General features: G+C 64.2%; 10 protein-coding genes and 1 tRNA gene. 7 read left to right on the top strand and 4 right to left on the bottom strand.

Annotated features, from left to right (window positions below; translation table 11 throughout):
- Positions 1-158 precede the first annotated feature (158 nt).
- The 5 genes from kdpA to ASD03_RS04575 are packed head-to-tail and all read left to right on the top strand — an operon-like array spanning position 159 to position 8,009.
- Positions 159-1,868: a potassium-transporting ATPase subunit KdpA gene (kdpA, locus tag ASD03_RS04595; protein ID WP_025425784.1), complete on the top strand. Its 1,710-nt coding sequence runs from the start codon at positions 159-161 to the stop codon at positions 1,866-1,868.
- 11 nt (positions 1,869-1,879) lie between these two features.
- Positions 1,880-4,006, top strand: a complete 2,127-nt coding sequence (gene kdpB, locus ASD03_RS04590) for a potassium-transporting ATPase subunit KdpB (RefSeq protein ID WP_025425785.1) — start codon at positions 1,880-1,882, stop codon at positions 4,004-4,006.
- A gap of 2 nt (positions 4,007-4,008) precedes the next feature.
- Positions 4,009-4,578: a potassium-transporting ATPase subunit KdpC gene (gene kdpC / locus ASD03_RS04585; RefSeq protein WP_025425786.1), complete on the top strand. Its 570-nt coding sequence runs from the start codon at positions 4,009-4,011 to the stop codon at positions 4,576-4,578.
- A 45-nt stretch (positions 4,579-4,623) separates the two neighbouring features.
- Positions 4,624-7,320, top strand: coding sequence for a sensor histidine kinase KdpD (locus ASD03_RS04580; RefSeq protein ID WP_025425787.1), 2,697 nt, complete (start codon positions 4,624-4,626; stop codon positions 7,318-7,320).
- The gene (locus tag ASD03_RS04575) at positions 7,317-8,009 is read left to right on the top strand and encodes a response regulator (protein WP_025425788.1); all 693 of its coding nucleotides are present in this window, start codon (positions 7,317-7,319) and stop codon (positions 8,007-8,009) included. The genes ASD03_RS04580 and ASD03_RS04575 overlap by 4 nt, the downstream gene beginning before the upstream one ends.
- Before the next feature lie 39 nt (positions 8,010-8,048).
- Here ASD03_RS04575 and ASD03_RS04570 read toward each other — a convergent pair whose 3' ends face one another.
- The gene (locus ASD03_RS04570) at positions 8,049-9,272 is read right to left on the bottom strand and encodes an alpha/beta hydrolase (RefSeq protein ID WP_225906200.1); all 1,224 of its coding nucleotides are present in this window, start codon (positions 9,270-9,272) and stop codon (positions 8,049-8,051) included.
- 360 nt (positions 9,273-9,632) lie between these two features.
- Here ASD03_RS04570 and ASD03_RS40300 point away from each other — a divergent pair, with 360 nt between their 5' ends.
- Both ASD03_RS40300 and ASD03_RS40295 read left to right on the top strand, forming a co-directional pair.
- Positions 9,633-9,989, top strand: coding sequence for an MFS transporter (locus ASD03_RS40300; RefSeq protein WP_051509151.1), 357 nt, complete (start codon positions 9,633-9,635; stop codon positions 9,987-9,989).
- Positions 9,989-10,711: an MFS transporter gene (locus tag ASD03_RS40295; RefSeq protein WP_051509152.1), complete on the top strand. Its 723-nt coding sequence runs from the start codon at positions 9,989-9,991 to the stop codon at positions 10,709-10,711. The genes ASD03_RS40300 and ASD03_RS40295 overlap by 1 nt, the downstream gene beginning before the upstream one ends.
- A gap of 75 nt (positions 10,712-10,786) precedes the next feature.
- Here ASD03_RS40295 and ASD03_RS04555 read toward each other — a convergent pair whose 3' ends face one another.
- The 3 genes from ASD03_RS04555 to ASD03_RS04545 form a co-directional block, all read right to left on the bottom strand.
- On the bottom strand, positions 10,787-11,137 hold the full coding sequence (locus tag ASD03_RS04555; RefSeq protein ID WP_025425790.1) for a hypothetical protein: 351 nt from the start codon (positions 11,135-11,137) through the stop codon (positions 10,787-10,789).
- Between the two features lie 117 nt (positions 11,138-11,254).
- Positions 11,255-11,330: transfer RNA gene (locus ASD03_RS04550), tRNA-Thr, on the bottom strand.
- 78 nt (positions 11,331-11,408) lie between these two features.
- Entirely contained in the window at positions 11,409-12,419 is a 1,011-nt protein-coding gene (locus ASD03_RS04545) for a nitronate monooxygenase family protein (RefSeq protein WP_025425791.1), read from the bottom strand.
- Positions 12,420-12,511 lie beyond the last annotated feature (92 nt).

Here is a 12,511-nt window from a genome sequence, read left to right as displayed (position 1 = left end):
GCTCTACGCGCGCACGCTCAGCCGGCTCTAGGAGGCGTCGATGTTCGAAGCCTTCATTGGCCTCGCCGTCGCCTTTGCGCTCGCGGCCTATCTCATCGTGACCCTCGTTCGACCGGAACGGTTCTGATCGTTCAGCCGTATTTTGCGGAGAATTCCTCATGTCTATTATCGGGTGGCTGCAGATCGGCCTCCTCTTTCTCGCCGTCTTCCTCGCGATCAAGCCATTGGGCCTTTACATGGCCCGGGTTTTCGCTGGCGAGCGCAACTTCCTCTCTCCGGTTCTCGGACCCGTCGAGCGTGGGCTCTATCTCGCGGCTGGCGTCGATGCTAGGAAGGAGCAGGGCTGGCTCGCCTATACACTGTCGATGCTCGCCTTCAGCGCGGCCGGCTTCGCGCTTCTCTACGTCATCCTGCGCTTCCAGGGGTCGATGCCGCTGAACCCGCAGGGGTTTGCCAACGTCCCGCCAGACCTCGCCTTCAACACGGCGGTCAGCTTCCTCACCAACACCAACTGGCAGTCCTATGGCGGCGAGACCACCATGAGCCATTTCAGCCAGATGGCCGGCCTGACGGTGCAGAACTTCGTGTCGGCTGCAACGGGCATCGCCATCGCGCTTGCCGTCACCCGCGCCTTTGCCCGCTCCGGCGCCGCGACACTCGGCAATTTCTGGGTCGATCTGACCCACTCGACCCTCTATGTGCTGCTGCCGCTGGCAGTTCTCGTTGCACTCGCTTTCGTCGCGATGGGTATGCCGCAGACGTTCCACGCTTCCGTCAGCGCCACCACGCTCGAGGGCGTGCAGCAGACGATCGCGCTTGGTCCGGTCGCAAGCCAGGAGGCGATCAAGCAGCTCGGCACCAATGGCGGCGGCTTCTTCAACGCCAATGCGGCGCACCCGTTCGAAAACCCGAGCGCGCTCAGCAACTACCTGTCGATCTTCGCGATGCTGTCGATCACCTCGGCGCTGGTCTACACCTTCGGCCAGATAGTCGGTGACCGCCGCCAGGGCTGGGCCTTCATCGCTGCCATGGCAACGTTGCTGATCGCCGGTATCGGCGTCATCTACTGGGCCGAAAGCTACGGCAACCCGATCCTGCACAGCCTCGGCCTCGAGGCGTCTCTCGGCAATATGGAAGGCAAGGAAGTCCGCTTCGGCCAAGCGATGTCGGCGGCTTATGCCGGCGTGACCACAGGCATTTCGACCGGTGCGGTCAACGGCATGCACGGCTCCTTCACCGGCATTGGCGGCCTTGTCCCCATGCTGCTGATCCAGCTTGGCGAAGTGCTGCCGGGCGGCGTCGGCTCCGGCCTTTACGGTATGGTCGTCTTCGCGATCCTCGCCGTCTTCGTCGCCGGCCTGATGGTCGGGCGCACGCCCGAACTGCTCGGTAAGAAGATCGAAGGCCGCGAGATGAAATACGCGATGCTGGCGATCCTCATCCTGCCCGCCTCGATCCTCGGCTTCACCGCGATTTCTGCCGTCATGCCCTCGGCTGTCGCCAGCATCGGCACGTCAGGTCCGCATGGCCTGTCGGAAATCCTCTACGCCTATACCTCTGCTACCGGCAACAACGGCTCCGCGTTTGGCGGCCTCTCGGCCAACACGCCCTGGTACAACACGACGCTCGGCTTCGCGATGCTGCTCGGCCGTTTCGCCTACGCGATACCGGTGCTGGCGATAGCCGGCTCAATCGCCGCCAAGACCCGCGTTCCGGCTTCCCAGGGAACCTTCCCGACGCACACGCCGCTCTTCGTCGGCCTGCTCATCGGCGTCATCCTCATCCTCGGCGGGCTGCAATATTTCCCGGCCCTCGCGCTTGGTCCCATCGTCGAGCAGTTCGCCATGCTCTCGGGCCAGACCTTCTGAAGGAACAGACAATGTCTTCGAAACCCGTCGCCCCAAGCCTTCTCGACCCGGCGATCCTGCTACCGGCCTTCAAGGCCGCATTCACCAAGCTCGACCCGCGCCAGCTTGTCCGCAACCCGGTGATCTTCGTCACCGAGGTGGTGGCAGCCATGGTCACGGTCTTCTTCATTCGCGATCTTGCGACTGGAACCGGCACGCCGCTGTTTTCGGGCCAGATTGCCGCCTGGCTGTGGTTCACGGTGCTGTTTGCCACCTTCGCCGAAGCGGTCGCCGAAGGACGCGGCAAGGCGCAGGCCGACAGCCTGCGCCGCACCAAGTCCGAACTGACGGCCCGCAAGCTTGTCTCGGCCGAAGGCAGGGAAACGCAGACCATTCCGGCGACATCGCTGAAGGTCGGCGATCTCGTGCTGGTCGAAGCCGGGGAACTGATCCCCGGCGACGGCGACGTCGTCGAGGGTGTCGCCTCGGTCAACGAAAGCGCCATCACCGGCGAATCCGCACCCGTCATCCGTGAGTCCGGCGGCGACCGCTCCGCCGTCACCGGCGGCACGCAGGTGCTGTCCGACTGGATCAAGATGCGCATCGGCACGGCGCCCGGCGACACCTTCGTCGACCGCATGATCGCGCTCATCGAAGGCGCGCAGCGCCAGAAGACCCCGAACGAGATCGCGCTCTCTATCCTGCTCTCGGGCCTGACGCTGGTCTTCCTGGTCGCCGTCGTGACACTCTGGGGTCTTGCCGGCTACTCCGGCACGGTTCTGTCGGTCACGGTTCTTGCAGCCCTGCTCGTCACGCTGATCCCGACCACCATCGGCGGCCTGCTGTCGGCCATCGGCATCGCCGGTATGGACCGGCTGGTGCGGTTCAACGTCATCGCCACATCCGGCCGCGCCGTCGAGGCGGCTGGCGACGTCGATACGCTGCTGCTCGACAAGACAGGCACGATCACCTTCGGCAACCGCATGGCCGCCAACTTCATGCCGGTCCCCGGCGTGACGGATGCCGAGCTTGCCGATGCCGCGCTGCTGGCAAGCCTTGCCGATGAGACCCCCGAGGGCCGCTCGATTGCCGCCCTTGCGACCGGCGAATTCGGTCGTCAGACGCCAGCCGTATCGCTGCCAGCTTCCGACAAGCAGACGAGCCGCGAGGTTGTGGCTCTGGCTGTCGGTGGCGGCTCGGTTCAAACAGGTGCCTTGGCAATTGATGCCGTCGTGCCCTTTGCCGCCGAAACGAGACTGTCGGGCGTCGATTTCGGCGGACGCCGGCTGCGCAAGGGCGCCGTGGATTCGATCCTGAAGTTTGCAGGCGTTCGCGACGAGAACGTGCCGGCCGAATTCCGCCGTGCCGTCGACCAGGTCGCGCGCACCGGCGGCACGCCGCTTGCCGTTGCGGACGGCAATCGCCTGCTCGGCGTCATCCACCTCAAGGACGTGGTCAAGCCTGGCATCAAGGAGCGCTTCGCGGCACTGCGTGCCATGGGGATACGCACCGTGATGGTGACCGGCGATAACCCGGTAACGGCAGCGGCAATCGCCTCGGAAGCCGGCGTCGACGATTTCCTCGCCGAAGCGACACCGGAAGACAAGCTCGGCTATATCCGCAAGGAACAGCAGGGCGGCCGATTGATTGCCATGTGCGGCGACGGCACCAACGACGCGCCGGCGCTGGCCCAGGCCGATGTCGGCGTGGCGATGCAGACCGGCACGCAGGCGGCGCGCGAGGCGGCCAACATGGTCGATCTCGATTCCAGCCCGACAAAGCTCATCGAGATCGTCGAGATCGGCAAGCAACTGTTGATGACGCGCGGCTCGCTGACGACCTTCTCGGTCGCCAACGACGTGGCAAAATACTTCGCCATCATCCCGGCGCTGTTCATCACCACCTATCCGGCGCTGGCCGCGCTCAACATCATGGGGCTGTCGTCACCGCAATCGGCAATCCTGTCAGCGGTCATCTTCAATGCCTTGATCATCGTCGCGCTCATCCCGCTGGCGCTGAAGGGCGTCAAGTATCGCCCGGTCGGCGCCGCAGCACTCCTGCGCCGCAACCTGCTGGTCTATGGCCTCGGCGGCCTCCTGCTGCCCTTTGCCGGCATCAAGCTCGTCGACGTCGTCGTCTCTGCTCTCAATCTGGTGTAATCATGTTGAACCAACTTCGTCCCGCAATCGTCATGGCCTTGTTGCTGACTGCGATCACCGGCCTTGCATATCCCTTCGCGATCACCGGCGTTGCCCAGGCATTGATGCCGGCGCAGGCCAATGGCAGCCTGATCCGCATCGATGGCGCGATCGTCGGCTCCGATCTGATCGGGCAGAACTTCACCGCCGACAAATATTTCTGGCCGCGCCCCTCCGCGACCGGGCCCGAAGCCTACAACGCCGGCGGCTCGACCGGATCCAACCTCGGCCCGACCTCGGTCAAACTGAAGGACCGGGTTGCCGCCGACGTCGAGAAGCTGCGCGCCAGCGGTATAACAGGCGAGATCGCCGCCGATGGCGGCACCGCGTCCGGCTCCGGCCTCGATCCGCATATTTCGCCGGCTTTCGCCCGCGAGCAGGTGTCCCGTGTTGCCAAGGCCCGCGGGTTTGCGGAAGCCGACGTGGCGAGCCTGGTCGAACAGGCGACGGAAGGTCGTCTGCTCGGGATCATAGGCGAGCCGCGCGTCAATGTGCTAGAACTCAACCTCGCTCTGGATGCCCGGAGAAGCTGAGTGTGAAGCCTGAGATGCGGCCAGAGACGCTGCCAGAGACCCTGAATGCCTGAAACCGACCGCGAATCGAAAAGCCGTCCGGACCCGGACGCACTGCTGGCGCTGGCCGGGCAGGGGCGAAAGGGGAAGCTCACGGTTTTTCTCGGCGCAGCCCCCGGCGTCGGCAAGACCTACACGATGCTGACGCGGGCGCGTCGGTTGAAGGCCGATGGCGTCGACATCGTCATCGGTCTGGTGGAAACCCACGGGCGCGGCGAGACCGCCGCGCTCGTCGAAGGGCTGGAGATACTGCCGCGCCGCGATGTCAACCATCGCGGCCGTGTGCTTTCCGAATTCGATCTCGACGCGGCGCTCGCCCGCCGTCCGCGGATCATCGTCGTCGACGAACTGGCGCACAGCAACCCCGAGGACAGCCGCCATCCGAAGCGCTACCAGGATGTCGAAGAGTTGATTGCCGCCGGCATCGACGTCTGGACGGCACTCAACATCCAGCATCTGGAAAGCCTGTCCGATGTCGTTGCCCAGATCACCGGCGTTCCGGTGCGCGAGCGGGTGCCCGACACGGTTCTCAGCCGTGCCGATGACGTGCTGCTCGTCGACCTGCCGCCGGCCGAACTGATCGAGCGGCTGAACCAAGGCAAGGTCTATCTGCCTGACAGCGCCAAGCGCGCGATCGAGCGCTTCTTCCGCCTCGGCAATCTGACGGCGCTACGCGAGCTGGCGCTGCGGCGGACGGCCGACCGCGTCGACGACCAGATGGTCGACTATCTCAAGCAGAACGCCATCGAAGGCCCCTGGGCGAGCGGCGAACGTCTGCTGGTGTGCATCGGGCCCGACCCGCTGTCGGAAAAGGTCGTGCGCACCGCCAGCCGCCTGGCCTCGGGGCTGAATGCGCCATGGATCGTCGTCTTCATCGAGCGGGCCGACCGCGAAAGCGGCGATGGCGAAGCGGCGCGACGGCTTGACGAGACTTTTCGCCTGGCCGAACAGCTCGGCGCCGAAACCCGCCGCATCGTCGGCAACGATTTCGTCGAGGAGATCCTCAAGCTCGCCCGTCGCGAGCATGCGACGCAGATAGTCATCGGCATCAGGCGCCAGCGGTTCCCGCTACGGCTGTTCCGGCAATCGCTTCCCGACGCGCTGGCCGAACGCATCACCGGCGTCGGCATTCATCTGGTTACCGACAAGGAGCAGCCGCGTCCGAAAAGTCGCCTGAGCGTCAAGCGGCAAATGCCGGAGGGCTTCGGGCGGGCGCTCGCGATCGCGGCCGTCACCGTGGCGGCGGCGACTGCACTTGGCGTCCTGATCGAGCGCTTCATCATCCTGCCGAATATATCGCTGCTGTTCCTGCTGGCGGTGCTGGCGTCGGCGACCTATGCCGGCCACGTCGCGGCGATCGCGGCTGCCCTGTTTTCGGTTCTTGCCTACAACTTCTTCTTCATCGATCCGGTCGGCACCTTCACGGTCGCCGAACCGCACGAAGTCTTCGCGCTGTTCATTTTCCTGGTCGCGGCTGCGCTTGCCGGTAGTCTGGCCTCCCGGGTGCGCGAACAGGCGAAATCAGCGCGACGCCGTGCCGCGGCGACGCAGGCGCTCTACGATTTCTCCCGCAAGCTCTCGGGTACCGCCAATGTCGACGATGTGCTCTGGGCGGCGGTGACCCAGATGCAGACGACGCTGAAGCGCAATGTCGCGCTGCTGTTGCCGGAGGAGGGCGATCTGCAGCTCAAGGCCGCGTGGCCTCCGGACACCGAGCTCGATGTCACCGATACCATGGCAGCGCGCTGGGCGATGGACAAGCAGGAGGCGGCCGGCAACGGCACCGGTACGCTGCCGAACAGCCCCTTCCATTTCCGACCGTTGACCAGCCCGCATGGCGTCGTCGGCGTCTGCGGTTTCGCCCAGGCCGGCAAGCCGCTGGAGATCAACGAAGAGCGGGCGCTCGCCGCCATCCTCGACCAGACGGCGATCGCCATCGACCGGGCGCGCCTTTCGCGCGAGAGCCTCGATCACGCCGCCAAGCTGGAGGGCGAGCGGTTTCGCGCTGCCTTGCTGTCATCGATCTCGCACGATCTGCGCACGCCGCTTGCCACCATCACCGGCGCCGTCACCAGCCTGCGCCAGCTGGGCGACCGCATGCCGCCGGAAAGCCGCGACGACCTGCTGCAATCGATCGAGGAGGAGGGCGCACGGTTGACGCGTTTCGTCGCCAACCTCTTGGACATGACCCGCATCGAAGCGGGGACAGTCAATGCCAAGCGCGACTGGGTGGATGTCGCCGACGCCGTGCGGGCAGCCGTCGATCGGGCGCGTAAGTATTTTCCGGACCGTGAGATCGAAACCAGCATCGCGCCCGAACTACCGTTGATGCGCGGCGACAGCGTGCTTCTCGGCCAGGTGCTCTTCAACCTGCTCGACAACGCCAACAAATACGGCGGCGAGGAGCCGGTCAGCATCTATGCCAGGCGGGACGGCAACGAGATTGTGCTGTCGGTCACCGATCTCGGCAAGGGGATTGCTCACGGTGATCTCGAACACGTATTCGAAAAATTCTTCCGGCGGGGCAAGGTGGATGGCCGCACGCCGGGCACCGGCCTCGGACTGTCGATCGCCAAAGGCTTCGTCGAGGCCATGGGCGGCCGCATCAAGGCTGAGAGCCCGGCTTTGAGGCGTCGCGGAACGCGCATTTCCATGCGTTTTCCCGCCGCCGAAGCAGAAATTTCTGAAAAGGACCGTGCATGAGCGTGGAGCGCATCCTCGTTGTCGACGACGAACCCCAGATCCAGCGTTTTCTGCGACCGGCGTTGAGTGCCGCTGGCTATGACGTGCTTGAGGCGCTGACGGGCACCGAGGCGCTGAAGGCGGCGGCGACCACCGCGCCCGATGTGGTGATTCTCGATCTCGGCCTGCCCGACATGGACGGCAAGGATGTGATCGCCAACATCCGCGCCTGGTCGCAGGTGCCGATCATCATCCTGTCGGCTCGCGACCGCGAGAGCGAAAAGATCGCTGCCCTCGATCTCGGCGCCGACGACTATATCGAAAAACCTTTCGGCATCGGCGAGCTGACGGCGCGCATCCGGGCAGCGCTTCGCCACCGCATCCAGATGGAGGGCGGCCACACCCAGCTCTCGGCCGATGGCGTGGCGATCGATACGATCAAGCGGCTGGTGACGCGCGACGGCGAGCCGGTGCGTCTGACGCCGAAGGAGTATGATCTGCTCGTCATGCTGGCGCACCATGCCGGACGCGTCGTCACCCACAAGACGCTGCTGACCTCGGTCTGGGGCGCGGCGCATGGAGAGGACCTGCATTATCTGCGCGTCTTCATCGGCCAGTTGCGCGGCAAGATCGAGCGCGATCCGGCCGACCCGAAGATTATCCGCACCGAGCCTGGTGTCGGTTACCGCTTCGTCGGCGACGACGACTGAGGCCGACCGGTTTTTCCGGTCGGCCCTCGAAACGTCCACTCAGTTGATCACCAGCGGCTTCGGTTGGTCTTCGGACAGCGTGTCGCCGACCACCTGCCGCTTTTTCGTCGGGCGTGGATTCTCGATGATGCTGACCGGCGCGGACAGCGTTGTCGCAGCGACGTTGCCGACGCCTCTGGCTGTGCCGGCGACGACGGCCGCAATGCCCGTGCCGACCGAAATGTTGGAATCGGTCAGAGTCTGGCCCTTGATCAGCCGCTGGCCGATCAATTGCACGATCTCCGGGCTTTCGGCGAACTTGCCGTGATGCAGCCCGTCATCGGTCTCAACCTTGGTCAGGTCGATGGCGGTGATGCCGGATTTCTCCAGGTCCGTGCGATAGGGTTCCTTCGATGGGTCGATGGCGCCGAGCCTAGAAACGTCACCGGAAATGAAACTCGAAAGCGCGAGCGCACGGTCGTCCTGCGAGACGAAGATCGTGAACTTCGGTTTCTTCTTGCCCATCTCCACCCATTGCTTGGCAAAGACGTCGAGGTCGATATCGGGAGAGGCTAGGATCACGTTCTGGATCTTCGAGGGGACGTTGCCGTCGCGAATACCCATCTGCCTGAGCGATTCCATCGTCAGCCAGGTGCCCACGGAATGGGCCAGGATGGTGATGTCCTTGACATCAGGCGCGTCGGCGAGGATGCGCAGCGTATCCTCGAGTGCGGTGCGCGAGTAGTTCGTGCTTTCCTTGTCGTAATTGTATTCGAACACATTGGCGCGCGACGGCCAGGTGAACAGGATCGGCGTTGTCTGGGCGCCGGAATCATGGATGATCTGCGCAAGCCGGAAGACGGAATCCTCGTAGCGGTTGTTGAAGCCGTGAACGAAAACGAAGGTGTGGCCGCCGACACTGTGCTGCCTGAACCAGGCCTTGCCGTCGGCAAGTGTGTCGAGTTCCCGCACCCGCGTTACCGCAAAGTCGGTCGCCGGATTGGGCGGCAGCTTGCGCGGCCATTGCACGGTGCCGGGCTTGCGCACCGAATCCGGAGGGATCGATACCGAAACATCGGTCATGAAGGTGTTGACGTCTCTTTCGCCTGAAAACAGAGTCGCAGGATCGCCGGAAGGCTGCCGGGTCGTTGCGACCAGCATGTCCACCTGTGAGGTTTTCGGTGTTTGTGCCGTCAGGGCGACCGGCGTCATCACGCCCTTGGGCTTGCCACCGCACCCGGCAAGCCCCAGCGAGAGGACAACGGGGAGGATGATCGTCATCATTGCCGGCATCCGCGCCGTCGAGATCTTAATACGCGCATTCTCAATCATCGGCGCCCCACGCAGAAACAAAACGAGCCGCATCAGACTGTGCTTTCGCGACGGCGCGATGACAGCATTCCGGGCCGGCGGATGCAAGCGGGTACTTCCCGGGTTCTCGCGTTATGGTGGCGCTGTGCAGATAGCGGCTGCTTAGGCGGCGGCCCAGCCGGCGGACCTTGGCGCTTCTCGCAGGCGCCGATCCGTGCTAGGAGCGCGGTCAAAGGGATAACCGAAGCTCTGCCTCGAAACCCGGTGTGCAACCAGTCGCCACACCGGGAAGACCTTTTCCGATCGTGGCGTCCACCGATCGGGAAAGGCAACATGAACATCCCCCTTCTTCTCCTCGCATTGGCGACCTTCGCCACCGGCACGGCGGAAAATCTCGTCATCGGCATCCTGCCCGATGTGGCGTCAGGGCTCGGCGTCTCGATCGGCCTCGCCGGGCAGCTGACGTCGGTCTTCTCCGTGACATTCGCGTTGGCGGCGCCGGCAGCCCTCATGCTGACGGCGCGCCTGGAGCGCAGGACCCTGCTTTTAGTGACGCTGGGGCTCTTCATCACAAGCAACGTCGTGGCCGCTGCCAGCCCGAATTACGGCGTCCTGGTTGCCGCCCGCATCGGCATGGCGGCCGCGAGCGCAGCGTCTTTATCGGCCTTGAGCTGTTTGCGGCCTGCGTGATGTTGGCATGTGGCTGGTTCGTACCGGGGGGCGGTCGGTCGAAGCCGGCGCACGGTGGCTCCTATGCCGGCCATCTGCGCTCGCTACCCTGCGTCTGCGCGCAGCTCGTGTCGGTGCTGATGATCGGCGGTCACTTCATCCTGTTCGCCTATCTCGCACCCTATCTGGCCGAGATCGTCGGGATGCGGGGCGATGAGGTCGTCACAGCCTTTTTCGCCTTCGGCGTGGCCGGCGTCTGCGGTGGATATCTCGGCGGCCGGTTCAGCGATGCCGTTCCGCCGCGGCTGGCGATCCGGTTGACGCCGCTCGCCTACCTGCTTGCGCTGATCGCCGTACCCTTCATGTCCGAGATGCGCCTGCTGTTCCTAGTGGTGATGATGCTGTGGGGCTGCATCAGCTGGATGATTTCGCCCGTGGTGCAGAGCTTTCTGATCAGCCAGAGCCCCGAGACGGCGGAAGCCGGCATCGGTCTCAACCTGTCGGCGATGCATGTCGGCGTCGGGCTGGGCACGGGCATCGGCGGTCTGCTTGTCGAAGCGGCCTCGCCATCTGTGCTTCCGGCCGCAGCCGCGATTCTGGCGGGCCTTGCCGTGGTCGCGGCATTCGCGCGACATGGCGTGTGCCAGCGCCGGAAGGGGCCGATCGCCAGCCGGCGGCGTGAGCGAGCGGTCGACAGCGCCGCGCGTCTTATTAGACGCGCAAAGGTCGCTGTAGCACTTTGAATTGCTGCATGTCTTTTGTCCTTAAATCGAATAGGATTTAAGGAAACATGCAGTAGGCTGTCGTTTGACTGCAGATCAGGATGTGGCGCCGGGTAGCGGCAGGTTGAGCGCCGGGCCGGGGCTGACGCCGTGCTGTCGGCGGACCTGCCGCGATGCGCTGCCGTCGAACAGCGACATTGGCAACGTCCCTGTCAGGATCCAGCGATAGGGCGAGCCGGCATCCGGTTCGCGCGATTGATGCGGTATCGACGCCAACGGCAGCACGTATTCCGGACGGCGCAGGCCCGCGTCCTTGTTTCCGAGCCAGGTGAGCACGACAAACACCTCGCCGCCGATCTCCAGCGCCGACAAGGAACAGGTCCGGCCGGAGACATTGGCCTGGACGGCATCCTCGTGAACTTGAAAACGGCTGACTTTAAGCGACATCGATCGGCTTCCTCGAAATGGACCTCTTGCCGGCCGCTCATGCGTGGCAAGACGAGCTGACCTTCGGCCAGCTTCAGACTTTCATCCCGCTACAGTGCTCATTTCTTTGAAGGAAAATGGTGCCGCTTAGCAGACTCGAACTGCTGACCCCATCATTACGAATGATGTGCTCTACCAACTGAGCTAAAGCGGCCCTGAGGCGGTTCCGCGAAAAGTCCGCGGAACGAAGTGTGAGGCGCTGATAAACGCAAAGCGCCAAGATTTCAAGCCATCAGTTTCGAGAACTTGAAAATTCCTTGTTGGCGGCGATCGTGGGGGCGGGGCGGAGCCCGAGGCGGGCGCGCGCGGCGTCGTATTCGCGCTCCCACCGATCGACCATATGCGCGACCGAAGTGACCTCGCGGACCGCGCCGATGCCCTGGCCGCAGCCCCAGATGTCCTTCCAGGCCTTGGCGCCCTCGGTGGCCTGGGCGAAGTCCATCTTCGACGGGTCGGCTTCCGGCAGGCTTTCCGGGTCCATGCCAGCCGCCAAGATCGATGGCTTCAGGTAGTTGCCGTGAATGCCGGTGAAGTAGTTGGAATAGACGATGTCGGCGGCATTGCTGTCGACGATCATCTGCTTGTAGGCGTCGCTGGCGCGCGCTTCTTGCGTGGCGATGAAGGGCGAGCCGATATAGGCCATGTCGGCGCCCATCGCCTGGGCTGCCAGGATGGCGCCGCCATTGGCGATCGCGCCGGAGAGAAGCAAGGGGCCGTCGAACCAGGAACGGATTTCCTGGACGAGGGCGAAAGGCGAGAGCGTGCCCGCATGGCCGCCCGCGCCCGCTGCAACGGCGATCAGGCCGTCGGCGCCCTTGCGGATCGCCGAATTGGCGTGGCGGTTGTTGATCACGTCGTGCAGCACGATGCCGCCGTAGGAATGAATGGCGGCGTTGACCTCGGGCACGGCACCGAGCGATGATATCACCACCGGCACCTTATACTTGATGCAGAGCATCAGGTCCTGTTCGAGGCGGGTGTTGGACTTGTGGACGATCTGGTTGACGGCAAAGGGGGCAGCCGGACGGCCGGGGTTCTTGGCGTCGTGGTCGGCCAGCGTTTCGGTGATTTCGGCAAGCCACTCGTCGAGCTGCGATTGCGGGCGGGCGTTCAATGCCGGGAAGGACCCGACCACTCCTGCCTTGCACTGCGCGATCGTCAGTTTGGGATGCGAGACGATGAACAAGGGTGCGCCGACAACAGGCAGTCTCGTCGTTCCGGAAAGAATTGGCGGCAGCGACATCGAGTTCTCCATCCCATGAAATTTTTGACGTTTGCGTAAACGTCAAAATAGATAGCAGCAAGTTGCGCGCTTGCAAAGATGCGGATTTTCGA

It is taken from the genome of Ensifer sp. Root127 (assembly GCF_001425225.1).
Classification (GTDB): Bacteria; Pseudomonadota; Alphaproteobacteria; order Rhizobiales; family Rhizobiaceae; genus Ensifer; species Ensifer canadensis.
This window is presented reverse-complemented; position numbering and strand designations above follow the sequence as displayed.

What these genes read in the sequence shown, in the direction of transcription:
- kdpA (WP_025425784.1), top strand. Translation starts at nt 159, where the DNA reads ATGTCTATTATCGGGTGGCTGCAGATCGGCCTCCTCTTTCTCGCCGTC.
- kdpB (WP_025425785.1), top strand. Translation starts at nt 1,880, where the DNA reads ATGTCTTCGAAACCCGTCGCCCCAAGCCTTCTCGACCCGGCGATCCTG.
- kdpC (WP_025425786.1), top strand. Translation starts at nt 4,009, where the DNA reads ATGTTGAACCAACTTCGTCCCGCAATCGTCATGGCCTTGTTGCTGACT.
- ASD03_RS04580 (WP_025425787.1), top strand. Translation starts at nt 4,624, where the DNA reads ATGCCTGAAACCGACCGCGAATCGAAAAGCCGTCCGGACCCGGACGCA.
- ASD03_RS04575 (WP_025425788.1), top strand. Translation starts at nt 7,317, where the DNA reads ATGAGCGTGGAGCGCATCCTCGTTGTCGACGACGAACCCCAGATCCAG.
- ASD03_RS04570 (WP_225906200.1), bottom strand. Translation starts at nt 9,272, where the DNA reads ATGATGACGATCATCCTCCCCGTTGTCCTCTCGCTGGGGCTTGCCGGG.
- ASD03_RS40300 (WP_051509151.1), top strand. Translation starts at nt 9,633, where the DNA reads ATGAACATCCCCCTTCTTCTCCTCGCATTGGCGACCTTCGCCACCGGC.
- ASD03_RS40295 (WP_051509152.1), top strand. Translation starts at nt 9,989, where the DNA reads ATGTTGGCATGTGGCTGGTTCGTACCGGGGGGCGGTCGGTCGAAGCCG.
- ASD03_RS04555 (WP_025425790.1), bottom strand. Translation starts at nt 11,137, where the DNA reads ATGTCGCTTAAAGTCAGCCGTTTTCAAGTTCACGAGGATGCCGTCCAG.
- ASD03_RS04545 (WP_025425791.1), bottom strand. Translation starts at nt 12,419, where the DNA reads ATGTCGCTGCCGCCAATTCTTTCCGGAACGACGAGACTGCCTGTTGTC.